The 25,148-nt window shown below is 70.1% G+C and carries 28 protein-coding genes and 1 tRNA gene; 13 read left to right on the top strand and 16 right to left on the bottom strand.

Features of this window, described 5'->3' with window-relative positions:
• Positions 1 to 776 (bottom strand): ABC transporter ATP-binding protein (locus tag Q1N79_RS12570; protein WP_300608605.1); only part of this gene is annotated, 776 nt, incomplete at its 3' end.
• Between the two features lie 206 nt (positions 777 to 982).
• Between Q1N79_RS12570 and Q1N79_RS12565 the strand changes: the two genes are divergently transcribed.
• On the top strand, positions 983 to 1,459 hold the full coding sequence (locus Q1N79_RS12565) for a GtrA family protein (RefSeq protein ID WP_300608603.1): 477 nt from the start codon (positions 983 to 985) through the stop codon (positions 1,457 to 1,459).
• On the opposite strand, the gene Q1N79_RS12560 is transcribed toward Q1N79_RS12565, so the two are convergent.
• Positions 1,456 to 2,265: a biosynthetic peptidoglycan transglycosylase gene (locus tag Q1N79_RS12560; RefSeq protein WP_300608601.1), complete on the bottom strand. Its 810-nt coding sequence runs from the start codon at positions 2,263 to 2,265 to the stop codon at positions 1,456 to 1,458. The genes Q1N79_RS12565 and Q1N79_RS12560 overlap by 4 nt on opposite strands.
• Positions 2,266 to 2,481: 216 nt before the next feature.
• Between Q1N79_RS12560 and Q1N79_RS12555 the strand changes: the two genes are divergently transcribed.
• From Q1N79_RS12555 to Q1N79_RS12535, 5 genes are all read left to right on the top strand, one after another.
• A tRNA-Pro gene (locus tag Q1N79_RS12555) sits at positions 2,482 to 2,555 on the top strand.
• A 63-nt stretch (positions 2,556 to 2,618) separates the two neighbouring features.
• Entirely contained in the window at positions 2,619 to 3,440 is an 822-nt protein-coding gene (locus Q1N79_RS12550) for a group I intron-associated PD-(D/E)XK endonuclease (RefSeq protein WP_300608599.1), read from the top strand.
• Between the two features lie 64 nt (positions 3,441 to 3,504).
• Positions 3,505 to 3,756, top strand: coding sequence for a DUF6457 domain-containing protein (locus Q1N79_RS12545; RefSeq protein WP_300608597.1), 252 nt, complete (start codon positions 3,505 to 3,507; stop codon positions 3,754 to 3,756).
• Between the two features lie 111 nt (positions 3,757 to 3,867).
• The gene (locus Q1N79_RS12540; protein WP_300608595.1) at positions 3,868 to 4,035 is read left to right on the top strand and encodes a hypothetical protein; all 168 of its coding nucleotides are present in this window, start codon (positions 3,868 to 3,870) and stop codon (positions 4,033 to 4,035) included.
• A gap of 301 nt (positions 4,036 to 4,336) precedes the next feature.
• On the top strand, positions 4,337 to 4,780 hold the full coding sequence (locus tag Q1N79_RS12535) for a nitroreductase family deazaflavin-dependent oxidoreductase (RefSeq protein ID WP_300608593.1): 444 nt from the start codon (positions 4,337 to 4,339) through the stop codon (positions 4,778 to 4,780).
• Here Q1N79_RS12535 and Q1N79_RS12530 read toward each other — a convergent pair.
• From Q1N79_RS12530 to Q1N79_RS12515, 4 genes are all read right to left on the bottom strand, one after another.
• Positions 4,777 to 5,550: an MBL fold metallo-hydrolase gene (locus Q1N79_RS12530; RefSeq protein ID WP_300608591.1), complete on the bottom strand. Its 774-nt coding sequence runs from the start codon at positions 5,548 to 5,550 to the stop codon at positions 4,777 to 4,779. The two genes, Q1N79_RS12535 and Q1N79_RS12530, sit on opposite strands and share 4 nt — an antisense overlap.
• Positions 5,543 to 6,256 carry an SAM-dependent methyltransferase gene (locus Q1N79_RS12525; RefSeq protein WP_300608589.1) on the bottom strand — a complete coding sequence of 238 codons (714 nt, stop codon included), beginning with the start codon at positions 6,254 to 6,256 and terminating at the stop codon, positions 5,543 to 5,545. Before Q1N79_RS12525 ends, Q1N79_RS12530 begins: the two co-directional genes overlap by 8 nt.
• 130 nt (positions 6,257 to 6,386) lie before the next feature.
• Positions 6,387 to 6,959: a DUF4232 domain-containing protein gene (locus Q1N79_RS12520; protein ID WP_300608587.1), complete on the bottom strand. Its 573-nt coding sequence runs from the start codon at positions 6,957 to 6,959 to the stop codon at positions 6,387 to 6,389.
• 109 nt (positions 6,960 to 7,068) lie between these two features.
• Positions 7,069 to 7,635, bottom strand: a complete 567-nt coding sequence (locus tag Q1N79_RS12515) for a DUF4232 domain-containing protein (RefSeq protein ID WP_300608586.1) — start codon at positions 7,633 to 7,635, stop codon at positions 7,069 to 7,071.
• Between the two features lie 108 nt (positions 7,636 to 7,743).
• On the opposite strand from Q1N79_RS12515, the gene Q1N79_RS12510 reads away from it, so the two are divergent.
• From Q1N79_RS12510 to Q1N79_RS12500, 3 genes are all read left to right on the top strand, one after another.
• The gene (locus Q1N79_RS12510) at positions 7,744 to 8,868 is read left to right on the top strand and encodes an amidohydrolase family protein (RefSeq protein WP_300608585.1); all 1,125 of its coding nucleotides are present in this window, start codon (positions 7,744 to 7,746) and stop codon (positions 8,866 to 8,868) included.
• Positions 8,869 to 8,878: 10 nt separating this feature from the next.
• Positions 8,879 to 9,676 (top strand): class I SAM-dependent methyltransferase, encoded by a 798-nt coding sequence (locus Q1N79_RS12505; RefSeq protein ID WP_300608583.1) that lies wholly within the window; start codon positions 8,879 to 8,881, stop codon positions 9,674 to 9,676.
• Positions 9,677 to 9,753: 77 nt separating this feature from the next.
• Positions 9,754 to 10,032 (top strand): hypothetical protein, encoded by a 279-nt coding sequence (locus tag Q1N79_RS12500; RefSeq protein ID WP_300608581.1) that lies wholly within the window; start codon positions 9,754 to 9,756, stop codon positions 10,030 to 10,032.
• A gap of 111 nt (positions 10,033 to 10,143) precedes the next feature.
• On the opposite strand, the gene Q1N79_RS12495 is transcribed toward Q1N79_RS12500, so the two are convergent.
• Positions 10,144 to 10,707 carry a YceI family protein gene (locus Q1N79_RS12495; RefSeq protein ID WP_300608579.1) on the bottom strand — a complete coding sequence of 188 codons (564 nt, stop codon included), beginning with the start codon at positions 10,705 to 10,707 and terminating at the stop codon, positions 10,144 to 10,146.
• A 124-nt stretch (positions 10,708 to 10,831) separates the two neighbouring features.
• Between Q1N79_RS12495 and Q1N79_RS12490 the strand changes: the two genes are divergently transcribed.
• Positions 10,832 to 11,239: a helix-turn-helix domain-containing protein gene (locus Q1N79_RS12490; protein WP_300608577.1), complete on the top strand. Its 408-nt coding sequence runs from the start codon at positions 10,832 to 10,834 to the stop codon at positions 11,237 to 11,239.
• Position 11,240: 1 nt separating this feature from the next.
• On the opposite strand, the gene Q1N79_RS12485 is transcribed toward Q1N79_RS12490, so the two are convergent.
• From Q1N79_RS12485 to Q1N79_RS12445, 9 genes are all read right to left on the bottom strand, one after another.
• On the bottom strand, positions 11,241 to 11,849 hold the full coding sequence (locus tag Q1N79_RS12485; protein ID WP_300608575.1) for a nuclear transport factor 2 family protein: 609 nt from the start codon (positions 11,847 to 11,849) through the stop codon (positions 11,241 to 11,243).
• Between the two features lie 50 nt (positions 11,850 to 11,899).
• Positions 11,900 to 14,089 carry an ABC transporter ATP-binding protein gene (locus tag Q1N79_RS12480; protein WP_300608572.1) on the bottom strand — a complete coding sequence of 730 codons (2,190 nt, stop codon included), beginning with the start codon at positions 14,087 to 14,089 and terminating at the stop codon, positions 11,900 to 11,902.
• A gap of 58 nt (positions 14,090 to 14,147) precedes the next feature.
• On the bottom strand, positions 14,148 to 15,068 hold the full coding sequence (locus Q1N79_RS12475; protein ID WP_300608570.1) for an ABC transporter permease: 921 nt from the start codon (positions 15,066 to 15,068) through the stop codon (positions 14,148 to 14,150).
• A gap of 34 nt (positions 15,069 to 15,102) precedes the next feature.
• A complete protein-coding gene (locus Q1N79_RS12470) occupies positions 15,103 to 16,050 on the bottom strand; it encodes an ABC transporter permease (RefSeq protein WP_300608568.1) in 948 nt (315 codons plus the stop codon).
• A gap of 124 nt (positions 16,051 to 16,174) precedes the next feature.
• On the bottom strand, positions 16,175 to 18,112 hold the full coding sequence (locus Q1N79_RS12465; RefSeq protein WP_300608566.1) for an ABC transporter substrate-binding protein: 1,938 nt from the start codon (positions 18,110 to 18,112) through the stop codon (positions 16,175 to 16,177).
• Between the two features lie 570 nt (positions 18,113 to 18,682).
• Complete coding sequence (locus tag Q1N79_RS12460) at positions 18,683 to 19,423, bottom strand: ABC transporter permease (RefSeq protein ID WP_300608564.1); 741 nt, start codon at positions 19,421 to 19,423, stop codon at positions 18,683 to 18,685.
• Positions 19,424 to 19,431: 8 nt separating this feature from the next.
• Entirely contained in the window at positions 19,432 to 20,388 is a 957-nt protein-coding gene (locus Q1N79_RS12455) for an ABC transporter ATP-binding protein (protein WP_300608562.1), read from the bottom strand.
• Positions 20,385 to 21,104, bottom strand: a complete 720-nt coding sequence (locus tag Q1N79_RS12450; RefSeq protein ID WP_300608560.1) for a TetR/AcrR family transcriptional regulator — start codon at positions 21,102 to 21,104, stop codon at positions 20,385 to 20,387. The genes Q1N79_RS12455 and Q1N79_RS12450 overlap by 4 nt, the downstream gene beginning before the upstream one ends.
• 52 nt (positions 21,105 to 21,156) lie before the next feature.
• A complete protein-coding gene (locus Q1N79_RS12445; RefSeq protein WP_300608558.1) occupies positions 21,157 to 21,732 on the bottom strand; it encodes an NUDIX domain-containing protein in 576 nt (191 codons plus the stop codon).
• 129 nt (positions 21,733 to 21,861) lie between these two features.
• Between Q1N79_RS12445 and Q1N79_RS12440 the strand changes: the two genes are divergently transcribed.
• The 3 genes from Q1N79_RS12440 to Q1N79_RS12430 form a co-directional block, all read left to right on the top strand.
• Positions 21,862 to 22,416 (top strand): YbhB/YbcL family Raf kinase inhibitor-like protein, encoded by a 555-nt coding sequence (locus tag Q1N79_RS12440; RefSeq protein WP_300608556.1) that lies wholly within the window; start codon positions 21,862 to 21,864, stop codon positions 22,414 to 22,416.
• A 626-nt stretch (positions 22,417 to 23,042) separates the two neighbouring features.
• Positions 23,043 to 24,167 (top strand): hypothetical protein, encoded by a 1,125-nt coding sequence (locus Q1N79_RS12435; RefSeq protein WP_300608554.1) that lies wholly within the window; start codon positions 23,043 to 23,045, stop codon positions 24,165 to 24,167.
• 21 nt (positions 24,168 to 24,188) lie between these two features.
• Positions 24,189 to 25,148 (top strand): hypothetical protein (locus Q1N79_RS12430; protein ID WP_300608552.1); only part of this gene is annotated, 960 nt, incomplete at its 3' end.

Genomic DNA, 25,148 nt, shown 5'->3' with positions numbered 1-25,148 from the left:
CGGATTTGGGCCTGCGCCCGCTCGCCATCGGCCACGTAGAGCAGTAGCCGGTCGGCAGTCACCACGGTCCGTTCCGGATAAAAGTCCTTGATCTTCTCCACCGCCTGCTCGTGGATGGACGGATCGAACCGCAGCTCAAGCACTTCCGGGGTCGAATAGCGCCCGATGAGCTCGCGGGGGGTGCCCTCGGCGACGATCGTCGCGTGGTCCATCACGACGAGGCGGTCGCAGAGCTGCTCGGCCTCGTCCATGTAGTGCGTGGTGAGGATGAGCGTCACGCCGCGCTGCTTGAGCCGGTACAGCCGATCCCACACCACGTGCCTGGCCTGCGGGTCGAGGCCGGTGGTCGGCTCGTCGAGGATGAGGATCTCGGGGTCGTTGATGAGGCTCCTCGCGATCGTCAGGCGGCGTTTCATGCCGCCGGACAGCGGCTCCACCATGTCGCCGGCGCGGTCGGTGAGCTGGACGAAGTCCAGGAGCTGATCGGTCCGCTCCCTGATGACCGCGCGCGGCAGGCCGAAGTAGCGGCCGTAGACGAGCAGGTTCTCCCTGACGGTCAGCTCGACGTCCAGCGTGTCTTCCTGCGGCACCACGCCGAGGCGGGCCCTGATCGCGGTACCGTCCCGGACCGGGTCGGCACCCAGAATGGTAAGCTCACCTTCTGTCGGCGGGGAGACACAGCCGATCATCCGCATCGTGGATGATTTCCCGGCGCCGTTCGGCCCGAGAAATCCGAACGCTTCGCCCTGGTACAGGTCGAAGTCGATTCCGTCCACTGCGGTGAAGCTGCCGAACCGCTTAGTAAGGCCTCGGGCGCGGACTAGTACCTCGGGCACCCGAAGGAGAATACCCGGCACCGCAACGGATTCCGAACGGTTTTCGGCCTTGGCCGCCGGGCAGCTGGAGAGGAAAGGTAAGGTACGAGACGTCGGCTACCGCGGGGAGCGCGGGGCGCGATGGGACACGCGAGAGGATAAGCCAGTTGAGTCTGATCCGCGACTATTACCTCCGGTTTCAGGTGCTGGTGCATGAGGTCGCGAAGTTCGGCGTCGTGGGCGCCGTAGGCTTCGTGGTCCAGCTCGGGGTTCAGAACGCGCTGTACCCGCGGCTACTCGGGCCGACGACCGCGCTCGTGATCGCGTACGCCGTGGCGACCGTCGTCACGTTCGTCGGCAACAGGCACTGGGCGTTCAAGCACCGCAAGGGCAAGGGCTTCGGCCAGGAGGGCGTGCTCTTCGTCGTGCTGAACGTGGTCGGGATCTTCATCCAGATCGGCATCGTCGACTTCGTGGTGTACGGACTGCACATGCGGGACACGCTCCCGTACAACCTGGCCACGATCGTCGGGATCGGGATCGGGACGCTGTTCCGGCTGGTCACCTACCGCAAGTACGTCTTCCTCGCGCAGCCGCCCGCGGACACTCCTGAGCAGCTCGAGCCGGAGACGTCCGGCCGCTAGCAGCCGGCGTCGTCGCGGGGCACGATCCCGAGCGGCGTGTTGAGTACGGCCGTGCCCTGAGTTTTCGTGAGATATCCCACAGCGACCATTCGCGCGATCACGTGCGCGAGCCGCGCGTGCGCCTGCGCGGGGAACGCGATCGGGTCGTCCTCGCTCGGCGCGTTCACCACGCCGGCCAGCATCGCGCCCTGCACCACGGTCAGCTTGGACGCGGGGTGGCCGAAGTACCCGCAGCTCGCCGCCTCAAGGCCGTAATACCCGTGGCCGTAGTAGGCGACCTCGGCGTACAGGCGCAGGATTTCGGCCTTGCTGTAGGCGTAGTTGAGCTTGATGGCGAGCGCGACCTGCGTGAGCTCGGCCGTGACGCCGGACTGGCCTGGCGTGTAGAGCAGCTTCGCCAGCTGCTGCTCGATCGTCGCGCCGCCCTGGTCCTGGCTGCCGGTGAGCTTCCCCTCGATGACGCGGCCCACGGCGAGCGGGTCGATGCCCGGCTCGGAGTAGAAGCGGTGGTCTTCTGTCGCGACGAGGGGGCGGGCGAAGTTCGCGGGGACCGGCGGTCCGGGGTACGCGATGCCGTGCTGTCTGGCCTGCTGCGCCGCCAGCTTGGTGGCATCACTCGCCGATGGGGTCGCGAGCAGCAGGGTGGCCGCCGCCGCCGCGAGGATGGCGAGGAGCGCGGCGAGCGTGATGGCGGCGCGCTTGAGGTAGCGTCGCGTGCGGCTTCTTGGGGGCCTTTTCTGAGGAAGCGGGCGCGTGTGCCCCGGCACGTCGTCGGCCGTGGCGTCCTGCGGCACGCGCCAGCCCAAACTGAGCCTCCCTCCACGCGGCAACGCGCCGCTTGTCGATCGCCAATCGCCGCGCCGCGGTTGTCCGCTGCTCGATGGTAGCCGCAGCCGGTGACCGGTTCCTGAAGCCGCGACCTCGGTGAGCTGCGCAGCCGCGGCGGGCACGCGGTTCTCCGTTTCCCGATCGTGGTCCGGGTGCGCTAGGGTAGGTGCGCCGGCCGGGTTTGCGGGCGGCACCGGGACGTGGCCTAGTTTGGTAGGGCGTTTGACTGGGGGTCAAAAGATCGTGGGTTCAAATCCCGCCGTCCCGACCGGTTGTTGCGATTTATCGAACGTAAGCCCGGAATGTCGGTATCCGACGTTACGGTGCGGGTATGAGTAGGCCTTCTGCTCTCGACCACACCTGGACCGACGGGCAACTTGCAGACGCCGTACAGGTGTCCAGCAACTGGCGCGGCGTGCTGCGCGAGTTGGGCTTGAACACAACGTCGGCCGGCACGATCCGGATCGTGCGTCGTCAGGTGGTTCAGCTTGGACTCGACACATCGCACTTCCGGGGAAAACGCAGATGGTCGGATGCTCAGCTCAAGCAGGCGACATCCGAATCCCAGTCCTGGGATGAGGTGCTGTCTCTTCTTGGTCTGTCGGCCAACGGCGGCGGCATGCGGACGCACGTCCGGAGCCACGCGATCCGTCTGGGCCTGGACTACAGCCACCTCGAGGCTATCCCCGTGGTGCCTGAACCTCGCATGTTCACGACGGACCTCAGGCACCTGCGGGACGCTGGTGCGTGCATCGCCGCATCGTGGTTCACGCTGTGCGGCTGCAGCGTCCTGTTCCCGATCGAGCCCGCTGCCTACGACCTCGTCGTAGGGAGGGCAGACGGACTGAGCAGAGTCCAGGTCAAGACAACGACGTACTACGGCAAAGACGGCTGGCTGGCTGCTATCGGCAGGCGGCCGTATTCGATCCGCAAGGACGCGCCCCTCATGCCGTACGATCCCGATGTCATCGACTATTTCCTCATCATCGATGGCGACCTGAATATTTACCTGATCCCCAGCCGGGTTATCGCTGGGCGGGTGCAAGTCCTGCTTCGGACATATAAGAAGTACATCGTCGGGAACGCGGGCGGACTGCTTGGAGCTAGCGAATCGGGGCCGGATCCGCAGCTTGGCGCGCGAGCCTCGGCGTGAGCGGGTTTGACAGGGACCTGAGACGATCGCGGGTGGCGCGTTCGGAACGACGGAAGGGCTGACGATGGCTGATGTCGAGGAGTGGCTTGCGGAGGTCGCCGGCACGCTGGATATCGCGCTCGATGACACGCTTCCCGAGGCCACGCAGGCCGCGCTGCTCGAGCTGACCGGCGACATCGCGCACAGCGTGGTGCGGCTGGCGGTGCCGCTCAGCAGCTACCTCATCGGCGTCGCGGTCGGCCGCGGCGCGGCGCCGCCGGACGCGATCGCGGCCGTCGGCGCCCTGCTGTCCCAGCCCGGCTCCGGGGACGACTAGCGCCGGTGCGGGTGTGGCGCCAGCGACGGGTGTGTGAGCAGGCGCGATGTGTAAAACGTGACGCCCGGTGGAATGAGACTCCCCGTAACTGATCCAGATGGGGGGAGATCAGTGCCTACCACAGCTGCGGCGAACAAGCCCGCGACCGCGGGCGGGGCCAGGGCCGCGACCCCGGGCAGGAGCGCCGCGAGCGTGCCCACGCCACGGTCGGTCTCGACGGCGGTGGCCGCGTCGGCCACCGCGCCCGCGGACGACGTCCTCACCCGCCTCGTCCGCTGACTGGGCGGTTGGCCGGGCAGCCAGGCGGTTTCCCTGGCGTCCCGGGAGTCACGCAAGTGCTACTTTGGACACTTTATGCATGGACAAATCGGGTATTCCGGACGTCAAATGGTCACAGAGTGTGCAAAGTCGCACGCCAGCGGTCCCTGTGGCCAAAGGGGCGGCGACGGAGGGGCCGCGACAGGGGCGGCGGGCAGAGCCGGCCGGCGGGGGTAGGCGGCCGGGCGGGGCAGAGCCGGCCGGCGGGGGCAGGGCAAGCGGCGCGGGCAGAATGGGGGGCGCGGTGGTGTTGGATAGGGGTATGGCTGTCGACGGTGAATACCTGCCAAGCCCCGCCGCGTGGGTTCGGGACCAGGTCGAGGAGTACGAAGGCTCGGGCGGCACGAGCGGCACGACGCTGCGCGACACCGGGCTGCCCGTGGTGATCGTCACCAACCGGGGCGCGAAGACCGGCGCGGTGCGCAAGACGCCGGTGATGCGCGTGGAGCACGACGGCAGCTATGCCGTCGTGGCGTCCAAGGGCGGCGCCCCGCAGCACCCGCTCTGGTACTACAACCTGCGCGCGAACCCGCACGTCGAACTGCAGGACGGCGCGGACAAGCGGGAGATGACCGCGCGCGAGCTGTCCGGCGATGAGCGGGCGCGGTGGTGGGAACGCGCCGTGGCCGCCTACCCGCCCTACGCCGAGTACCAGCAGCGGACCTCGCGGCTCATCCCCGTGTTCGTGCTTGAGCAGGCCGGCTAGTCGGTCCGCGCCTCATCGAGGGCGAGCGCGACCTGCCGTTCGTGCTCGCGGCGCAGCCAGTCCGCCGCCAGGCGCGGGTCGCCGACGTCGTGCCCGGCCTCAACCGCGTCCAGGTAGCCGAAGTCCGCGGCGACCCGCCGCCGGAACTCCGCCGCGTGGCCGACGTGGCCGTGGCCGGGCACGACGACCCGGACGCGGGGCAGGGCGGCCAGCGCGCCAAGACCCGCCCGGTAGCCGCCGAACGGGTCGGCCGCGCCGATGTCGAGCAGCGGTATCTCAATGTCGGAGCACATGTCACCGGCGACGAGCACGCCCGTTTCCGGCAGGAACAGCGCGCCGTGCCCTGGCGCGTGCGCCTCGTGCGCCACCACGACCGCCCGCGGCCCGTCCCAGGCGATCTCGGCTCCGAGCAGCGGCTCCAGCCGCGCGAACAACGTCAGGTCGTGTCCGGGCGCCGACCTGTCAACGTCGCCAAGCGAACTGTGCAGTTCCCGCGCGGCGGCCGCGACGGCGCGCGGCGTGGCGTAGCGGACGACGTCGGCGCCGAGCGAGCGGCTCCACAGCACGTGGTCCCAGTGCGGGTGGGTCGACCAGCCGGCCACCGGGCGCAGCCCGCGGGCCGACAGCCACGCGGCCAGCGCGTCCAGGTCCGCCGGGGTCACCGCCGGGTCGATGACCAGGCAGCCGCCGTCGGCGCCCGCGACCACCGTGGTCGTCGTGGTGTACTGCCGGGCGGTCGCGACGAAGACGCCGGGAGCGACCTCAGCCATCGCGCGACCCGCCGCGCGCCGGCTTGCACCCGGTCGCGCACAGCACGCTCGCGCCCGCCCGGATGCCCGGCGGCGCCAGCTCGAGCCCGCCGAGGAACGAGGCGAGGTCGTCGACGGTGAAGTCGCCACGCGCGGCCGCCGCCGCGTCAGGAAGCCGCCCCGACTCCCCCGCGCCGACCGAGACCACCAGCCAGCTGCCAGGCGCCAGCGCCCGGACGAGCACGCCGACCACGGCCCGCGCCGTGGGCAGGTCGAGCACCTGCAGCACCACCGCGAGGATCAGGCACGCCGGCCGGGACAGGTCGGCGAAGGCGGCGACCGCGTCGAGCAGCGCCTCAGGTTCGGCCAGGTCACCCTCGACGGCGCGCACCCCGGGCGGTACCAGGGCCGCGGCGTGCCGCACGACGGCCGGGTCACGGTCCACGTAGACCACCCGGGCGAGCGGCTGGACCGCCCGGGCGGCCTCGTGCGCGCTCGGGCTTGTCGGCAGGCCGGAGCCGACGTCGATGTACTGGTCGATCCCCCTGGCAGCAATGGAGGCGAGGGAGTCGGCGAGGAACGTTCGGGAGGAAAGGAGGACTTCGCCGGTGCGGGGGTAGCGGGCTTGCAGGCGAGCGGCCAGCGCCCTGTCGGCGGCGAAGTGGGCTCCGCCGCCGAGCAGGTAGTCGTAGGCGCGTGCGATGTTCGGGGTGCCGGTGTCGAGCACCCCGGCAGCCTACCTGTTCACGCCCGGCTGGAGGACGGACACCAGCAGGTCGTTGTGGTTCTTGGCCGTGCAGACCGGCAGCGAGAAGAACGTGACCCGGGCGCTGGTCTGGTGCGGCGGGTACCCGGGCTCACAGCCCGGTCAACCCTGCCTCGATACGGTAGATCCGCAGGTAGACGCGTCCCGGCACCGTGCAAACGGGCAGGCTGAAGAACGCGATCCGGGCAGCGGTCTGGTCGGGCGGGTAGACAGAAAGCAACGAGGCGGAGGTCTGCTTGCAGGCGGCGGTGTGGTCGATCTGCACGTCGACGTAACGCAGGATGGCGTGCGCGGTGCCGCCCGGCGCGACGTCGACGAAGGTCCGTGCCGGGGTGGGCTCGCGCGCGGCCCCGCTGCCGAGCACCTTGCCCTGCATCGTGGTGGCGAAGACGCCTGGCCAGCCGACCAGGAAACACGTGTGGCTGCTGATGTTGGTGAATTCGAGGGGCAGGTAGACGGACCCGGCGGCCGCGTTGCCTATCGTGGCGTCGACCCAGACCGCGAGGTCGGCGCTGGTGCACTCAGGGACGGCAGCCGTGGCCGCGGACCCGGCCGCCGCGGACGGCGCCGCCGACGCGGCCGACGTGGCCCAGACGGCCGATCCGATGCCCAGCCCCACCGCTGCCGCGACCGCGGCGATCGTGCGACGAGATCCCTTGAACATTGTGACTCCTCGGCGTTGAGCGGGACCTGTTTCCGCCCGGCTCCCTGGACGGGAACCTTGCATGCTCCCAGGACGCCACTGCCGGGGAATCGGTTGCGATCGCGGTGGGTTACTCGTCCGGGTTGGGGGCGCCCGCCCTGATGCGCTGGACGAACAGGTAAACGGGGCCCTTCTTGGCGCACACCGTCCAGCTGAAGAACGCGGTCAGCGCCCTCTTCTGGTCCGGCGGGAAGACCTTGAGCAACGCCGCCGTGGTCGGCTTGCAGGCGCTGGCCGTGAAGTTGAGGACGTCGGTGACCTTCAGGTCGGCGTTGGCGGTGGCATCGGGCGCCAGCGTCACGACCTTGCGCGGCTCGGTGGCGTCGCGGGCGGCGGCGCTGCCGAGCTGGGTGCCCGCCGAGTTCGTCGCGGAGACGCCCGGCCAGCCGACCAGGTAGCACGGGCGGCTGCTGATGTTCGTGAACCCGATCGGCAGGTCGAACGACCCGGCGGCCCCGCCGCCCGGGTTGTTGTACACCCAGACGGCCAGCTGGCTGCTCGTGCACTCCGGGACGGCGGACGAGGCGGACGCGGCGGGCGAGGCGGACGCGGCGGACACGGCCCACACCGCCGACCCGGTACCGAGGCCAAGCACCGCGGCGATCGCGGCGACGGTGCGGCGAGTTCCCTTGAACATGTGCGGCTCCTCACGAATGAGCAGTTCTTGCGCGAGATGGTGACAAGTCATCCTTAGAGGATGCAGATTCGCGGCGCAATACCTACGGCTGGGTTTTCCGATGGCGTGGTGACCGTAGAGGCGGGCGTGATCACGCATGTGGGGCGGCCCCCGGCGACCGGGCGCGGTGCCGGCCCCCGGCCGTCGTCCGACGTCATCCTGCCCGGGCTTGTCGACATTCACTGTCACGGCGGCGGCGGGAACAGCTTCGCGACGGTCGATGCCGACGAGGCGCTGGCGGCTGCCGCCTACCACGCGTCGGCCGGCGCCACGGGAGTCGTCGCCAGCCTCGTGACCGCCGCGCCGCCGGACCTGCTGCGGCAGGTGCGCACGCTGGCGCCGCTGGTCGCCGGCGGGCACCTGCTTGGCATCCACCTGGAAGGGCCGTTCCTGGCCCCCGCGCGGCGCGGCGCGCACTCCCAGGCGCTGCTGCGCGACCCCGACCCGGCGCTGGCTCAGGGCCTGCTCGCCGCTGCCGGAGGCGCGATCAAGATCGTGACCATGGCTCCCGAACGAGCCGGGGCGGCTGTGGTCGCCGGACTGCTGCGCGCGGCCGGGGTGGTGGTGGCGTTCGGCCACACGGACGCGGACTACCCGACGATGGCCGCGGCACTGTCCGGCTGCCTGGGGTCCGGGCTCGTCACCCACCTGGGGAACGCGATGCCGCCGCTGCACCACCGGGCCGCGGGGCCGGTCGCGGCGGCGCTGGCGGCCGCGGCGCGCGACGAGGCGAGCGTTGAGCTGATCGCGGACGGGGTGCACGTGGACCCGGGGTTCACCCGGCTGGTGTTCGCGGCGGCCGCGCCCGGGCGGGTGGTGCTGGTGAGCGACGCGACCGCGGCCGCCGGAATGCCGGACGGGAGCTACCAGCTCGGGCCGCTGCGGGTCTGGGTGGCGGACGGGGTGGCGCGGACCTGTCCCGGCGGGCAGCGCGCGGGCGGTGCGCTCGCGGGAGGGACGAGCAGCCTGCTCGGCGTCGTGGCGACGGCCCGCGCCGCGGGGGTGCCGCTGGCCGACGCGGTGCGCGCCGCGACGGAGGCGCCGGCCCGGGTGCTCGGGGCGGCGGACCGGGGCAGGCTCGCGCCGGGGATGGCCGCGGACCTCGTGGTCACCGACGAGCGGCTGGCGGTGCGGCGGGTGCTGCGGGCCGGGCGGTGGCTGCCCGGGCAGCGGGTGGCCCGGGGGCCACAGTAGGGTGAAACGCGTGGATGAGGACGAAAGACTGCGCCGCGGTGCCTCCTTCGGGGCGGTCGCGCAGGCCTACGCCGAGCACAGGCCCGACTACCCCGAGGCGGCGGTGCGCTGGTGCCTGGCCCCGGCCGGGGCGCCCGGGGCACCCGGGGCTGACCTGTCCCTGCTGCGGGTCGTTGACCTCGGCGCCGGCACCGGCAAGCTCACGGCCCTGCTGACGCGGCTTGGCGCTGACGTGACCGCCGTGGATCCCGACCAGGCGATGCTCGCCGAACTGCGCCGCCAGCTGCCCGAGGTCCGCGCCCTGCCGGGCAGCGCGGAGGCCCTCCCGCTGGCCGACGGCAGCGCGGACGCGGTGCTGTGCGGGCAGGCGATGCACTGGTTCGACATGGACGTGGCGCTGCCGGAGATCGCGCGGGTCCTCGTTGCAGGCGGTGTCCTCGCCGGGCTGTGGAACAGCGACGACGACCGGGTGGACTGGGTGGCCGGGCTGCAGGCCGTCGCCAAGGGCACGGCGAGCCCCACGCTGTCGGCGCGGCGGGCCGAGGCGTTCGACTACGACCTGGACCATGTCGCGCCGGCCCTGTTCACGCCGGCCGACCGCGCCGAGTTCCCGAACGGCCAGCGGCGCACGGCGCAGTCCATGGTCGCCACGATCGCGACTCACTCCCGGCTGCTTGTCATGGACCCGGCCGGGCGGGACGAGCTGCTCGCCGCGGTCACCGCCTACCTGTCGGAACGTCCGGAGACGGCCGATGGTGAGTTCACCGTGCCGATCGTCACGTCGGCGCTGCGCGCGGTCCGGCGCTAGCGGTCCGGCGCTGGCGGTGCGCTGGCGGACGACGGCGGGGGTGTCACCGCGATCCCGCGTGACGGTAAAGTCCATGCGTGGCTACCGAGACCAACCTTGACACGCTTTCCTCCCGCGAGCTGCACGACATGGCCGTGCGGCGGGCGGTGCATCATGCCGACATCGGGTTCTTGTGGGAACTGCTGCGCGCGATCCCCGCGGCCGAGGAGCTCGCCGGAGATGCCCGCGAGGCCGGCGCCGACCTCACCAAGGTGTCCTCGTTGATCTCCGACGCGATTGGTTCTGGCGAAAACGAGATCGCCGACGCGCTGCGCCCGATGTATATCGACTACCTCACGAAGCACCCGCCGAAGTAGCGGGTAGACGCGCGAGCGCGGCGCGCCAGGACCGGGCGCGCCGCGCTCGCATCGGCCGTCGGCGCGGGCCACTCCCCCCGAAGGGACCCGCCGCCGGCCTGGGGTGGTGGCTCAGGACTGCAGCACGCCCTCGACCTCGAGGTTGATCGTGACCTTCTCGCTGACGGCCACGCCGCCGGGCACGCCGGGGATGGGACCGTTGAAGGCGACGCCAAACTCCATCCGGTTGATCTCGGTGGTCGCCGAGAACCCGGCGCGCGTGCCGCCGTAGGCGTCCGGCCCGAAGCCGCTGACCTCGAGCTTGAACGTCACGGGCTTGGTCACGCCCCTGAGGGTGAGGTCGCCGTCGAGCAGGAAGTTGTCACCGTCGGCGCGCAGGCCGGTGGAGGCGAACTGCATCGTCGGGTGCTCGTCCACGTGGAAGAAGTCCGCGCTGCGGATGTGCGCGTCGCGCTGCTCCTGGCCGGTGTTGACCGAGGAGAGGTCGACCGACGCGGTGACGGATGACTTCAGCGGGTCTTCGGCGGTGACGAACGTGCCCTCGAACTTGTCGAAGCGGCCGCGGACCTTGCTGACCATCATGTGCCGTACCACGAACGAGACCTCGGAGTGAACCGGGTCGACCGCCCAGGTGCCGGCGACGTAGCCGGGGATATTCACGGCAGTCGTGCTCATAGAGCCTCCAGGGAAAAGGGCTGCATCTGCTACGCTGAAGTGCGTTAGTTCCCAAGAGTAACCGTGAAATGGTTGATGTGTCAAGCACTGTTCTCGGGCCACGAGAACGCGTAATGTTAATTACATGACGGCGACACGCAGCGAAACGGCGGAAGCCGCCGCCGACTCTTGCCGCGTCCGGTCGGTGCTCGACCGGATCGGCGACAAATGGTCCATCTACGTCGTTGACCGGCTCGGCGGGGGACCACGGAGGTTCAGCGAACTGCACAGGGGGATCGACGGCATCACCGCGCGCATGCTTACCGTCACCTTGCGCGGCCTGGAACGCGACGGCATCGTTTCCAGGACCCTGCACGCCGCGGTCCCGCCGCGCGTCGACTACCAGCTCACCCCGCTCGGCGAGACGCTGCTGCAGACGATCGGGCAGCTGGTGGCCTGGGCCGACGCGCACATCGGCGAGATCGAGGAGGCCCGGGCCGATTACGACGCCCGCTCCTGTCCGCCGCCCTGCGGGGAAGAGCAGGCCTCGTGAGCTAGGGCGCGACCGGCTCGCCGGCCAGCCACGCCGCGCCGCGCTCGTACAGCGCCTCCACCTCGGGACCGCGCAGCCCCGGCATGTCCGGCTTGACCGGGTACCCGGCCTGAACCTGCAGGTAGGCCAGGTACCTGTAGCCCTCGGGGAACCGCTCGAGCAGCTCGGGGTCGAGTTCGGGCACGGCCCCCGGCCGCACCGGGTCCAGGCGGTCCTTTTCGTAGATCGGCTGGCGCAGGACGATGCCCCACCGGCGGTCACGCTTGTCGAAGAAGTCATAGAACCGGCCGATGCACGTCACGTCGCAGAGCACGCCGTGCACCTCGCCCCGCTGCATGATCGTCATCCGCGTCTGCGAGATGGCCCTCGTCCCGACCACCGTCGACTGGCTGGCGCCGGTGTAGTGCAGGATGTTGACGCCGTTGGCGTAGCCTTCCTGGCTGACCCGGATGAAGTCGTCCCTGGGCCCCTGGAACCAGGTCGCCATCATGTAGCCGTCGTCGTGCCACTGCGCGCGGAACCTGTCCCAGTCCGCGGAGTCCCTGGCGATAGCCCAGGACTCGACCACGTCCCTGATGGCAAGCCGGTCGGCTAGCGTGTCATCGGTCATGAGACCTTTGTATCAGGGACGGACTCCCCGCACACCCAGAGCCGCATCCGTCACAGGCTGGTGGTCGCCTTGACGACGGCGTCCGCCTCCTCCCTGGCCGGGGTGTGCAGCGGGAAGTGACAGGCCGCCACGTGCCCGGGCCCGAACGACCGCAGCTTGGGCTCCTCCGCCGCGCACTGCTCCTGGGCGAACGGGCACCTGGTGCGGAACCGGCACCCGGACGGCGGGTTCACCGGGCTTGGCAGCTCGCCCTTGATGCCCGCCGCCTTGCCGCGCTCGGCGCGCGGGTCGGGCACGGGGATCGTGGCGATGAGCCCGGCCGTGTACGGGTGGGCGGCGCGCTCGTAAATGTCGGCCGCTGAGCCTAGCTCGACCATCTTGCCCAGGTACATGACGCCGATGCGGTCAGCCATGTACTTGACCACGGAGAGGTCGTGCGAGATCACCACGAAGGTCACCCCGTGCCCGGCCTGGAGCCGCTTCATCAGGTTGAGCACCTGCGCCCGGATGGACACGTCGAGCGCGCTGACCGGCTCGTCGGCGACGATCAGCCGCGGCTGCATGGTCAGCGCCCGGGCCAGGCCGATGCGCTGCCGCTGGCCGCCGGAGAACTCGTGCGGGTAGCGCTCGACCGCGTTGCGCGCGAGCCCCACCTCGCCGAGCAGCTCGAAGACCCGGTCCCGCTGCGCCCGCCTGTTGCCGAGATGCTGAATGGCCAGCGGCTCGCCGATGATCGCGCCGACCCGCATCCTCGGGTCCAGCGAGGAGTGCGGATCCTGGAACATCAGCTGCAGGTCACGCCGCTTGCGGCGCAGTTCCGCGCCATGCAGCCTGGTCACGTCCAAGTCACCGAGCGTGATCGTGCCGGAATTCGGCCTTTCCAGGGCCACGATCATCTTGCCGATCGTCGTCTTGCCGCAGCCGGACTCCCCTACCAGGCCGAACGTGGTGCCAGCGGCGACGGAGAACGACACGTCCGACACCGCGTGGACGACGCCCACCTTCCGCTGCAAGATCGCGCCCGACGTGACGGGGAACTCCTTGACCAGGTTGCGCAGCTCCAGCAGGGCGCCGTCCTGGGCGCCCGCCGCCACGGCGGGCTCGGTGACCGCAAGCACCGGTACCCCACCGGAAGGAGCGTGCGCGCCATCGGCGTCCGCGGGGACCACGATCGGCACGTCGTCGGCGAAGTCCGGCTCCGCCGCGGGCTCGGCGAGGCCGATGCTTTCCGCGTCAGGGCCGCCCGCTCCGATCAGCTGGAGGGTCAGCGGCCCGTCTACCGGGTGCCAGCAGGCGAACAGGTGGGCGGTGGTCTCCCCGGTGAGCGGCGGCTCATCCTGCCGGCACTGGTCGGTGGCCCGCGGGCACCGCGGCGCGAACCGGCAGCCCTTGGGCAGGTCGGCCAGGTCAGGCGGCAGGCCGGGGATCGCGTGCAGCGCCTTCCTGCTGTCCTGGCTGAGCTGGGGGATCGACGCGAGCAGGGCCTGGGTGTAGGGGTGGTGCATCCGGGCGAACAGCTCGTTGACGTGCGCGGTCTCCACCACGCGGCCCGCGTACATCACGTTCACCCGGTCCGCGTGCCCGGCGATGACGCCCATGTCGTGGGTGATCAGCAGCATGGCCATGCCGAGCCGGTCTTTCAGGTCCCGCAGCAGCTCGAGGATCTGGGCCTGGATGGTCACGTCAAGCGCGGTCGTGGGCTCGTCGGCGATGAGCAGCTGGGGCTCGCACGCCAGCGCCATCGCGATCATGACGCGCTGGCGCAGCCCGCCGGACAGCTGGTGCGGGTAGTCGCCGAGCCGCTCCTGCGGCCGCGGCAGGCCGACCAGGGACAGCACCTCCACCGCTCGGTCCCGGGCCTCGGCCGTGGACACGCCGCGGTGCAGCCGGACCGGCTCGGCCACCTGGTAGCCGATCGTCTTCGTCGGGTCCAGCGAGGTCAGCGGGTCCTGGAAGATCATCGCGATCTCGTTGCCGCGGATCTTGCGCATCTCCTCGGGCTTGAGGCCGACGAGGTCGCGACCGCCCAGCTTGACCGAGCCGCTCACGATCGAGCCGCCGGGCGGCAGCAGGCGCATGATGGACAGGCCGGTCATCGACTTGCCGCAGCCCGACTCGCCGACGATGCCGAGTGTCTCCCCGGGGTCGACGTGCAGGCTCACGTTGCCGACGGCCTGGACCACGGACCTGGTGAGCTTGATGTGGGTGGTCAGGTCCTCGATCTCAAGGACGGGTGCCATTGCGGTTGGTTACCTCTCGGATTCAGGGCTCTGGGCAGCGCGCGGTCGTGACAGCGGCCTAGCGGCGCCGCAGGCGGACGTCCAGCGAGTCGCGCAGCGCGTCGCCGATCAGGTTGCAGGCCATGACCACAAGCACGATGCACGCTCCGACCGGGTAGACCTGCCACCAGTATCCGTCCTGGATGTAGGTGACGCCATTGGACAGCAGGTCGCCCCAGTCCTGGTTCGGCCAGTGCAGGCCGAAGCCGAGGAAGCCGAGCGCGGCGATGGCGAGGATGGCGTCGGCCACCTGGAAGGTGACGTTGACGATCATCACGCCGAACGCGTTGGGCAGCAGGTGCCTGCCGATCAGCCGACTCTGGCCGGAGCCGGCCACCCGGGCGGCGGACACGAAGTCCCGTGTCTTGAGGGTGAGCACCTCCCCGCGCACCAGCCGGGCGGGCACCAGCCAGCTGAACGCGCCGATGAGCAAGGACAGCGACAGGACCGAGGCGCCGTACCTGACCGCGACGATCAGCACGATGAACAGGAACGGGATCGACAGGAACACGTCCACGATCCGCATCAGGACGGCGTCCACCATCCCGCCGGCCAGCCCGGAGACCGCGCCCCACAGCGCCCCCCACGAGATCGCGATCGCGGCGGAGAAGAACCCGACCTCGAGCGCCGCCTGGCCGCCGTTCATCAGCAGGGCCAGCTCGTCGTAGCCCTGGTTACTTGTGCCGAGCGGGTGCCCTGCACCGGGTGGCAGGTTCGTGTCTATCAGGTTCGAGGTGAGGTAGTTGCCGTGGTAGAAGTACGGGCCGATGAAGCTGAACAGCACGAAGAACAGCAGGATGGCCAGGCCGAGCACGGCCAGCTTGTTCTGCGCGAACTCGCGTACCGCCAGCCGCCAGCCGCTCTGGACGGGGCCGACCTCGCCGCCTTCTGGCGCGCGGGTTATGTCAAGCGGTGGGAGGGAACCGGCTGTGGTTGTCATTGCCAGCCATCCTCTCGATCGTTACCCGGGGCCGTCAGGCGAGCCGGATCCGCGGGTCCGCCACGGTGAGGGCGATGTCCGCGACAAGGTTGCCAATGATCGTGAGCACCGCGCCGATAAGGGTGTAGGCGAGGAGCACGTTGTAGTCCACGTTGCCGAGCGCGGTATAGAACAGCAGGCCAAGCCCGCGGTAGTTGAACAGCGTCTCGGTGATCAGGTTGCCGGCCAGCAGGTAGGGGATGGACAGGCCGATCAGGGTCACCATCGGCAGGGAGGCGTTGCGGAGCAGGTGGCGCATCAGCACCAGCCGCTCCGGCAGGCCCTTGGCCCTGGCGACCCGAATGTAGTCCTGCGCCAGCACGTCCATCGCCGAGGAGCGCATGTACCTGGAGTATGAGGCGATCGTGAGCAGGGTCAGGGTCACGATCGGCAGTGTCATGTCGTGCACGTCGAGGATGATCGATATCAGCGAGTTGGACTGGCTTGCCTCGAAGCCGAACCAGTGCAGGTCGAGGGCGAACACGTTGATGAGGATCAGGCCGAGGAAGAAGACAGGCATCGCGTACACGATGAACGCCAGGCTCGTCGCCGTGTAGTCGCCGATCGTGTTGCGGCGGACGGCCTGGTACACCCCGAGCGGGATCGCGATCACGACCGACAGCACCAGCGACGCGCCCGACAGGTAGGCGCTGCGCTGCCAGACCTCGGCGAACAGCGAGGCGACGCTCTGGTTCAGCTTGTAAGACCAGCCCAGGTTCCCCCTGAGCAGGTTGCCCACGTACCGCAGGTACTGCACGATCCAGGGTTGGTCGAACCCGTTCTGCTTGTTCCACGCGGTGACCAGCGCGGTGTTGGCCCGCGCGCCGAGCACGTCGAGGGCCGGCGAGGGGTAGATCGCGTGCAGCAGCGCGAAGATGAAGATGGACACGCCGACCAAGATGATGATCGAGGTGCCGATCCGGCGGAGGATGTAGCCGATCACTTGTGATGACCCTTCATGCCCGGAGTAAATCGCGCGTCGCGCTCCGGAGCCCTCGGGCACCCCGGCGCCCCGGCCGCCGGCTGGGCGCCGGCTGCCGGGGCGGTCGAGAGCGGGAGCGTCGCGGTTACGACGTTAGGAACCAGTATTCGGGAGTCCAGCTCGCTTGCGTAAGGTCCTGGAAGGATTCCGGTGTCCCGGATATGTCCTTCTTCCAGACCAGGATGGCCGCCGTCCCGAACGCGTCGTCCGGACCTGGCTGGAACAGGCCGGGCTGCTGCGTCGTCAGGTACGATGCCTCGGCGGTCACCGCGTCCGGGTTGGAGCTGGAAATCGACGCGGTGATGAGCTTGTCGGCCTCCGGGTCGGCGTACCCGCCGAGGTTGCTCGAACCGGTCGAGTTGAACACGCCGAACGTGGTCGGGTAGGTGGAGTCGGTGAACCCGCCGAAGTCCTCCATCGCCCACTTGTCGATCGTCTTGGGCGAGGACGGGTCGTTGTAGTTGACGATCATGTAGTCGAAGTTGCTCGACGACAGGTTCATCGTGATGCCAACCGTGCGAGCCTGGGACGCCCAGTCCTGCACCTGCTCGCCGATGACCGCCGGGCTGGTGTTGTAGATGACGCCCCACTCCAGCTTCTGGCCGGCCGCGATGCCCGCGCCGCACTCGCCGGCGCCTGTGCCTGGCTTGATGCAGGTGTCGGTGCCGTTCGGCACCACGCTCCAGCCGTTGGCCTTCAGGATGGCCGCGGCGTCAGCCGTGCTGAACGGGTACGGGTCGGTCAGCGCGTTCGACGGCGTGAAGGGGCTCTCCGGGATCGCCGGCACAGGGCCGAAGCCCTCGGCGCCGGCGCCGTAGAAGAACGCGTGGATGTAGCCGGCCTCGTCCTCCAGGTGGGCGAGGGCCTGCCTGATGTAGAGCTTGTCGATGATGTTGTTGAAGTCGTCGGTCGTGTCCTTGAAGTTGTACGCGACATACGACCAGCCGAAGTCGCCGTAGCCGAACTCGTTGTAGCTGGACGTGAGGCTGCTCGCCTGGGGCAGGTCGGTCAGCGGCACGTACCCGATGTCGATGCTGCCCGCCTTGACCGCGTTGAACTCGGCGGCGTCGGAGGTGAAGGGCACCGACTCCCAGGTGGACTCGGTCGTCGCGCCCGGGCCGCCGTAGCTCGTGTTCGGGACCATCGTGAAGGCGCCGGTGCTGGTCGTGAAGGAGGACAGCTTGTACGGGCCGTCAACGACCTGCCACAGCGGGTTGGTCGCGTAGGTCGACAGCGACTTGGCCTGGTCCGAGAGGTAGTTGTAGATCTTCGTGGCGTCCGCCGGGTTGGTGGCCCAGTCGGTGATCGCCTTGCCGCCGGTGGCGTCGATGTCCCAGGACTGCGAGGGCATCGGCTGGATGGCGCCGAGGGAGTCCTCCCAGAACCAGGTCGGGTTCACCGCCGCGGTCAGGTTCATCACGACCGTGGACGCGTTCGGCGCGCTGATGCTCTTGACCTGGTCAGGGATGCCGAGGCCGGGGGTGTAGTACGCCCAGTTCGCCGGGCTCTCCTTGATGGCGGCCTTCATCAGGTACCACCAGAACAGCACGTCCTGCGAGGTGACCGGGTCGCCGTTTGACCACTTGTAGTTGGACTTCAGCGTGAACGTGACGGTCTTGTCGCCGTTGGACCACACGGGGTCGTTGGCGAGCGACATGGCCGGCGTTTCCTTCGGCTGCACGCCGTTGACCAGCCAGTACAGCGGCCGGTACATCTGGTAGTCGAACTCGGGGACCGTGTAGACCGAGTTGGCGGCGCCCGTGACGATCGGCAGGATCCAGGTCGGCGCCGAGTTCGGCGGCGCGGCGACCGTGATCGTGCCCGCGGTCTGGGTGCCAGTGGCCTCCGCAGGCACGCTGCCGTACTGGCCGGGCAGCGCGGCGGCGGCGCTGGAGGTGGAGGTGGGGCTCGGGCTGGTCGTGCTCGTGGTGCTGCTGCTGCTACTGCTACTGCTGCTGCACGCAGCAAGCGCGGTCAAGCCCGCCGCCACCAGAGCGAGCGAGCAGACGATCCGCTTTCTCATCGTCAGCCCTCCCTGCTCGCGCTGTTGGCGCCGTCAGTCCGGAGTCGGATCATCGTGTGTCGCCCTTCTGTTTGTCGCAGTTCCGCGGTCACCAGACCGCGACAGCCGCCCGGGCACTGGATCACGGTGCCCGGGTGCCGGTCACAGTCCGTCAGCCGGTCCATCCGGCCGGCCTGGCGTGGACTGCCCGGATAGCTGCCGGTGATTTAGTTGACCGCAGCGTAAGTTCTGGTTGCATCGATCATCCCGCGAAAATGTCACAACTTGCCATCAATCACAGCCGGACAGATGGCCGTGATCCTCCACGGAATCACCGCGATATTTGCATGTCAGGATGCGTTTGTCTAGTTTCGGCTTGACGGCCCGCGGCGTCCGTGATCGCCGGAGGGGGGGCCAGACCTTCCAGCCGTGGGGGCCATCGACCACAGAATTTACAGCAAAGTAACCGTGCAACGCCAAATCAGCAACTTCGTTAACATTCTGTGACGTAGCGTGAGCGGCTTCCTGGACAGTCCGGAGAGTCGTGCACGGAGCGTCACCCTGACGGCAATCAGTTTACGCGCTGCCACGTCAGTGCCACCGAAAGCGCCAGGCGGCGAGCGCGCAGCCGACGGCAGCCCAGCAGAGCAGGACCAGCAGGTCGCTCAGCGGCGCGCGCTCGACCGGGGTGTAGCCCTGCTGCAGGATCTGGGCGAGGGCGCGGACCGGGAGCAGCCCGACCGCGACCGACAGCCAGCGCGGCACGCTGAACGTCGGGTCGAAGATCCCCGACATGATCGCCACCGGCAGGTAGCTCGCGTTGGCGATCGGAGAGGCTGACTCGGCGCTGCGCGCGACCGAGCTGAGCGCGAGGCCGAGCGACCCGAAGCACACGACCCCGAGTGCCAGCCCGCCGGCGATCTCGGCCAGGCCGGCCGGCCGAGGCGCCGCGCCGAACGCGAGCCAGCCGATCACCCCCGTGCACGCGGTGATCGCCAGCGTGGTCGCGGCCGTGCTGGCGAACACGCCCGTCAGGTAGGCGCCCGCCGGCAGCGGCGTGGTGCGGATCCGCTTCAGCACGCCGTCATGGCGCAGCGTGGCGAGCTTGGCGCCGAGGTTCACGTACGCCGCCACGATCACGCCGAACGCGAGGATCGACGGCACGAAGATCATCTGCGCCTTGACCTGCGTTCCAGGCAGCAAGCCGCCCGCCGTCGTCGACCCGATCAGCAGCAGCAGCGCGAGCGGCAGCGCGAACGTGAAAAGCGCGTACTCGGCGCTGCGCCAGAAGGAGCGCTGCTCGAGCAGCGCCTGCCGGACGGCGAGGCGCACGGTCCTGGTCAGCGGGCACCTCCGTTGACGATCCTGAGGTAGGCGTCCTCGAGCGTGGGGGTTTCCACGGCGAGGTCGTCCAGCTCACCGAGGTCGTGCTCGGCTGCCCAGGCGAGCAGCTCGCGGAGCGCGACCGCCGCGTTCGCCGTGCGGCAGACCGCGACCTCGCCGCAGACCGTGACGTCGAGGCGGCCGGGCGGCGCGACGCTGCCGCGGCGGAGCGGGCCCGGCGCAGTAAAGGAGATCGTGGTGGGCACGCCCGCCTGCCTGGCGACCTGGCGGACCGAGCCGACCGTCTGGACCCGCCCGTCCTGCAGGATCGCCACCCGGTCGGCGAGCCGTTCGGCTTCGTCCAGGTAGTGGGTGGTCAGCACGATCGTCTTGCCAAGCGAGCGCAGCTTCTCGATCGCCGCCCAGCACCGGCGCCGGGACTCCGGATCGAACCCGGTCGTCGGCTCGTCGAGGAAGACCAGGTCGGGGTCGCCGGCCAGGGCGAGCGCGAAGTCCAGCCGGCGGCGCTGCCCGCCAGAAAGGCGCCGTACCTGGCAGTCCCTGTCGGCCGTCAGCTCGACCACGGACAGCAGCTCCTCAAGCGGGCGCGGCGCCGGGTAGTACGCGCGCCAGATGTTGACGAGCTCGCCGACCCGAGCCTGCCTCGGGAAGCCACATTCCTGCAGCACGATCCCGAGACGCTCGCGCAGCCTTGACCGCTGATCCGCCGGGTCGAGGCCGAGCACCCGGACGCTGCCGCCGGTGCGCTGCCTGAAGCCCTCGAGGATCTCGACGGTGGTGGTCTTGCCCGCGCCGTTCGGGCCGAGCAGGCAGAAGACCTCACCGGTACGGACCTCGAAGTCAACGCCGCACAGCACCTGCCGGGCACCGTAGCTCATCCGCAGGCCACGGACCTCGATCGCGGGCCGGTGCTCCGCCTGCAGCGGCACAGGATCCGCCAACGTCTGGGTCATTGCCCTCCTCCGAGGAACTTCGCCGGAACTAGTGCGTGCACGAGCGCGTCGACGGCGGTCTCTTCGGCCAGGCCGTCGGAGATCGCCGCGCCGTACGGGTCTGAGTGCCGGTGCCGCGCGAACCAGGTCAGCGTCTCGAGCACCAGCCGCGCGGTCGCCGCCGTGTCGGGCGTGGCGCGCAGCGCGCCGGCCACGGCGCGGGTTTCCAGGTAGCTTGTCAGCGCCCCGAGCACTGGCCGGCGCAGCCCGGTGTTCAGCAGGTCGGCGAGCTCGGGCAGTTCGCGCGCCGAACGCTCGATCATGTCCGCCGCCTCCCTGGTCTGCGACTCAAGGGCGAACAGCTCGCGCATGACCGCCTCGAGCTCAGCGGCTGGGTCGTCGGGTTCGGCGCCGCGCAGCGCCGCGGCGAGCGAACCGAACGGTACCGCCGCGGCCACGAACTGCCTGACCTGCGTGATCGTCTGCTCAAGCGGCGGCGGCTTCAGCGGGAACTCAGCGCCGGCGGGAATGTCCTCCAGCAGCAGGGCATGCCGGATGGCCAGCACGAACAGGCCTTCCTTGCTCTCCACGTACCGGTAGATGGCCGCCTCGGACAGGCCGGCCGCGCGGGCGACATCGCTCATCCGGGCGGCCCGGTAGCCGTCCGCGGTGAACACGCGCACCGCGGCGGCGATCACCTCACCGAACCGCTCGTGGGCACTGCGCTTACCGGACACGCAGGTGAATATATGGGTAAGTGAGTCAATCACTTACCACGTTAGCGAGATCTTAAGCGAGAGGTACGTCACGTTGGCCGCCGGGCGCCGCGTCCGGCAGCAGCCTCGCCACGCGGTCGAGGGTGCGGCTGAGGTTGTTGGTCCCGACCAGGGCACGCGCCTCGGCGATGGTGAGCCAGCGCAGCGGCGCGTCCTCGTTCTCCGGGCGCGCCGCCGCCGGATTGCCCGTGGCCATGAAATACCGCAGGTCCGCGTGCTCGTGCGCGGGCTCGCCCCGGCCGGCCGGCACGCTGCACACCACGGCGTGCCTGACGTTCGCGTCCGGCCACGGCGCCAGGTCGGCCAGTCCTGTCTCCTCCCGTGCCTCGCGCAGCGCGATCCGCAGCGGGTCGCTCTCCCCCGGGTCGCCGTGCCCGCCGACCTGCAGCCACATCTGCTGGCGCTGATGCCAGCGCAGCAGCACCCGACCGCTGTCGGGGTGCACGACCAGGGCCGACGCGGTGAAGTGCAGCGGCAGCGACCGCAGCCACGGGTCCGGCTCGGCCGCGGCCAGCCGCCGCATCCGCTCGACGTCCGCGGTCTCGGTCTCCCCCTGCGCCTGGTATCCGGCAAGCCATCGGATGTTCACCGCACCATGGTGCCACGCGCGCCGCGGCAGAGCGGAAGGCAAGGGAGCCGGCCGGGAGCGTTCGGGATAATCGGATCTTGCGGACCCATAGGCGGTTCGCATACCTGCGGAGGAGACGCGATCGGCGTTGTGGGCACGCTGCTGAAGAAACGGCGGGCTGGCGAGACTCACCTGGCCTGGAACCTGCCCGGTCTCAGCGGGCCGCAGACGCTGGCGCTGACCAGCGAGGCGTTCGGAGAGGAGGCCGCGATCCCGATCGCGCACGCGGGCAGGAGGGCAGGGGGCCTGAACCTGTCGCCGCCGCTCGCGTGGAGCCAGGCGCCGCAGGGCACCGCCGAGCTGCTGCTTGTCATCGAGGACATCGACGTCCCCATGGGCGCGCCGTTCGTGCACTGCGTGGCGCTGATCGCGCCGGACGTCCTGGCGCTGCCGGCGGGCGCCCTGTCGGCGCGCTCGCCTGCCGACGGGGTGCGGGTGCTGCGGTCCGGGATGAGCCGCGGCTACCTGGGACCGGAGCCGATCGCGGGGCACGGGCCGCACCGCTACGTCTTCCAGCTGTTCGCCCTGGGCGCGCCGGCGGCGGGCTCCGCGGCCGCGGAGCAGGCCAGGCCGCGCGCGCTGCTCGCGGGGGTCGCCGGCCCCGTGCTCGCCCGCGGCCGGCTGACCGGTGTCTACGAGCGGTGAGTCCGGCCAACGGCGCGGCCTTCGGCGTCTACGCCGGGGTGCTTGGTAGCGGGACGGTGCCGTGACCGAGTCCGGGCCAACATAGGACCCAAGCGGCATGGACAAAAGGTGACAAAGCCGGACACAGGAGCTGCGTCCCGGGTCCTAAGTCGCCCAGCTTGCCCGGACAGCGCAAGTAAGCGACCACATTCGTAACCTTCCACTCAGAGCTACCTGTAATAAATTCGGCTCCCCGAATATGGTTGCAGTTCCCTAGGACACATGTTCTAATGATGTTCATGAGTCCTGCCCGTATGGGAAAACTCTGCCAGGTGTTCCGCGGCGCCTCCTTCCCTGCGCCGCGGCCACCGGCGGGTGCCCGCCCGGTGGCATGGGCCGTCCGGGAGGCACGCTGCCCGGGGGCACAGGCCTCGTCACCGTCGATGCGGACGGGGCTGCACTGCAGCCACGAGGCAGCTTACGGCGCGACTGCGCGGCGGGGGCACGGATCGTCACGACCTCTCCGTCGCCGCCGGGCCGGCTAGCGGTTCGCCAGATCACCAACTTCAGGAACATCAGGCAGCCTACTAGGGGGCATGATGAAGAAGCAATTCGAATATTTGAGCTATATAGATAACGAACGCCTCGTGAAGCTGGAAAACAGGGCCGCAGAACTGAGGCGCCAGTCCGGCCGGCTCTCGCCCCGGTACGCCGCCTCCGGGGACCGCGCTGGCGAGTATCCCGACGCCGGCCGCGTGCGCGGCGCTCAGGAACCCGACGGCACTCGCCGGTCCCGCTCCGTCCCCCGCCCGTCGTCCTCGCGCCCGTCGTCGCGGACGGGGACAAGCGGCCTCGCGCGGACAGGTGTCCGCTCTGCGGCAGGCGCTTACGAGGCGGCAGGCGCTTACGAGGCGGCTGACTGGTACTGGGCGACGGGAGACTACGACGGGGACGACGGGGTGGCGGAGGCCGCAGGGCTTGATGAGCCTGACCAGCGGAGGCAGGCGCTCATCACCCGCGGCCGCAGCCGGGCCAAGCCGACCGGGGCGGCGCGGTGGCTCGGGCACTGGCGGGCGATCGCCATCTGCGCCGCGGCCGTCGCGACCGGGGTCACGGTGCTCACGGTCATCTCGGCAGCGGGCAGCGCCGCGTGGCCGGCCAGCGTCACCCAAGTGCAGAACGAGATCACCGTGGCCTGCCAGAACCCGGACGTGGCAGCAGAGCCCAGCCAGGTGAACTTCGCGTGCGCGAAGGGCACCAGGCAGATCCTGTGGGTCTTCTCGCTGCTGACCAGCGATGACAACCCGGGCTACAGCGACGCGCAGACGGGCCGGAAGGGGCTGGAGCCGATCACCCCCAGCCAGGGCGGTGACATCGCCTGGTCACTGAACCTGCACCACCCCTACAACCCGGCCAGCCCGACCGACAGCCTGGAGGTGGCGGCGCGGGCGATCAACAACATCATCGGCGGCGCCACGCTCACCAGTTCCACCGGCGCTCCCGTCGTGCAGCCCGGGCTTGAGAGCAGCCCGGCCAACTGCCTGCAGTACACCGGCTCCTCGGCGCTGCTCACCCGGCAGGGCTTCCCGGCGATCTGCGCGGCGGCCGTGACCAGCCCCGCCGGGCAGGCTGCCCTGGTCAGCGACGTGTTCAAGCAGTGGATGGTCGGCGCCCCTGCGCAGATCGCGGCCCAGGCTGGCGTGTTGTTCGAGAACGCGGACAACCCGGGCAGCCCGCAAGTCCAGTCCATCTTGAACAGCCTGCCGGACTGAAACAGAAAAAGGTGGGAAGTGGTGTCCGCGCATTCCGCCGGGAGGCCATGGCGGCAGGCGACGGCGCTTGTCACCGTGACCGCCGGCGGCGTGATCACCGGTTTGAGCTTCGTACCGGGAGCGGCCGCCACGATGACCAGTCCGACCAGCGTGCCGGTGCACCTGCTTGCGCTCGAGCAGGCGGGCAGGCTCGCGGATTCCGGTGACGGCGCGCTGAGATCGGCTATCGTCAATGTGGCCAGCTACTACCTGCGGCTGGCGCAGAGCAAGACGCCGGCGCAGATGGAGGCCCTGATCTGGGCACAGGACAGCCTGAACGGCGCCGATCACGGCCCGTCCTGCGCGGCGTTCGCCAGCCTGACCCTGGAGCTCGGCGCGCAGGCGGTGGGCAGGCAGAGCTGGGTCACCGGCGGGACAACCTACCCGTGGCCGCTGCATGAATGGGCCGACGTCCGGGTCGACCCCAACCCCGATTCGCTCGCGATCATCTCGATCCTGCAGGACGCGCAGGCCAATCACCGCTGGCACCCGCTCGGTGACGGCTACCAGCCGCAGCCTGGGGACTGGGTGCTGTTCAACGGCCACGTCGAGGTCGTGACCAGCTACACCGACGGCGTGCTGCACACGATCGGCGGGGACTCGCTGCCCAACTTCTCGGTCAACGCCCACTCCTACCCCAGCCCGCTCGCCGGGCAGGGGGTCGTGGGCTTCGTGGACAACGGCAACCTTCCCGCCGGCCAGCCGGCGGCGACGGCTTCGTCCGGGACTGCCGCAGGGTCGAAGGCAGCCGCCCCCGAGGTGGCATTGGGCCGGCCGCCCGACGTGGCGGCGCCTGTGCGGCCGCGTGCGTCAGGCGACGCGCGCGGCGGCGGCGTCCAGGGGCTCGCGGACATTCCCGGCATGATCGCGCCCGCCCCGGCGGGCGCCGCCGCGAGCACCCGCGGCAGCGCCGCGAGCTCACAGGGCGGCGCCGCGAGCTCA

It is taken from the genome of Trebonia sp., from assembly GCF_030042015.1.
Taxonomy (GTDB): domain Bacteria; phylum Actinomycetota; class Actinomycetes; order Streptosporangiales; family Streptosporangiaceae; genus Trebonia.
Note: the sequence above shows the minus strand (reverse complement) of the source record. Positions and strands in the feature narration are given on the sequence as shown.

What these genes read in the sequence shown, in the direction of transcription:
- Q1N79_RS12550 (WP_300608599.1), top strand. Translation starts at nt 2,619, where the DNA reads ATGAGTAGGCCTTCTGCTCTCGACCACACCTGGACCGACGGGCAACTT.
- Q1N79_RS12545 (WP_300608597.1), top strand. Translation starts at nt 3,505, where the DNA reads ATGGCTGATGTCGAGGAGTGGCTTGCGGAGGTCGCCGGCACGCTGGAT.
- Q1N79_RS12535 (WP_300608593.1), top strand. Translation starts at nt 4,337, where the DNA reads ATGGCTGTCGACGGTGAATACCTGCCAAGCCCCGCCGCGTGGGTTCGG.
- Q1N79_RS12530 (WP_300608591.1), bottom strand. Translation starts at nt 5,550, where the DNA reads ATGGCTGAGGTCGCTCCCGGCGTCTTCGTCGCGACCGCCCGGCAGTAC.
- Q1N79_RS12520 (WP_300608587.1), bottom strand. Translation starts at nt 6,959, where the DNA reads ATGTTCAAGGGATCTCGTCGCACGATCGCCGCGGTCGCGGCAGCGGTG.
- Q1N79_RS12515 (WP_300608586.1), bottom strand. Translation starts at nt 7,635, where the DNA reads ATGTTCAAGGGAACTCGCCGCACCGTCGCCGCGATCGCCGCGGTGCTT.
- Q1N79_RS12495 (WP_300608579.1), bottom strand. Translation starts at nt 10,707, where the DNA reads ATGAGCACGACTGCCGTGAATATCCCCGGCTACGTCGCCGGCACCTGG.
- Q1N79_RS12490 (WP_300608577.1), top strand. Translation starts at nt 10,832, where the DNA reads ATGACGGCGACACGCAGCGAAACGGCGGAAGCCGCCGCCGACTCTTGC.
- Q1N79_RS12485 (WP_300608575.1), bottom strand. Translation starts at nt 11,849, where the DNA reads ATGACCGATGACACGCTAGCCGACCGGCTTGCCATCAGGGACGTGGTC.
- Q1N79_RS12480 (WP_300608572.1), bottom strand. Translation starts at nt 14,089, where the DNA reads ATGGCACCCGTCCTTGAGATCGAGGACCTGACCACCCACATCAAGCTC.
- Q1N79_RS12475 (WP_300608570.1), bottom strand. Translation starts at nt 15,068, where the DNA reads ATGACAACCACAGCCGGTTCCCTCCCACCGCTTGACATAACCCGCGCG.
- Q1N79_RS12465 (WP_300608566.1), bottom strand. Translation starts at nt 18,112, where the DNA reads ATGAGAAAGCGGATCGTCTGCTCGCTCGCTCTGGTGGCGGCGGGCTTG.
- Q1N79_RS12455 (WP_300608562.1), bottom strand. Translation starts at nt 20,388, where the DNA reads ATGACCCAGACGTTGGCGGATCCTGTGCCGCTGCAGGCGGAGCACCGG.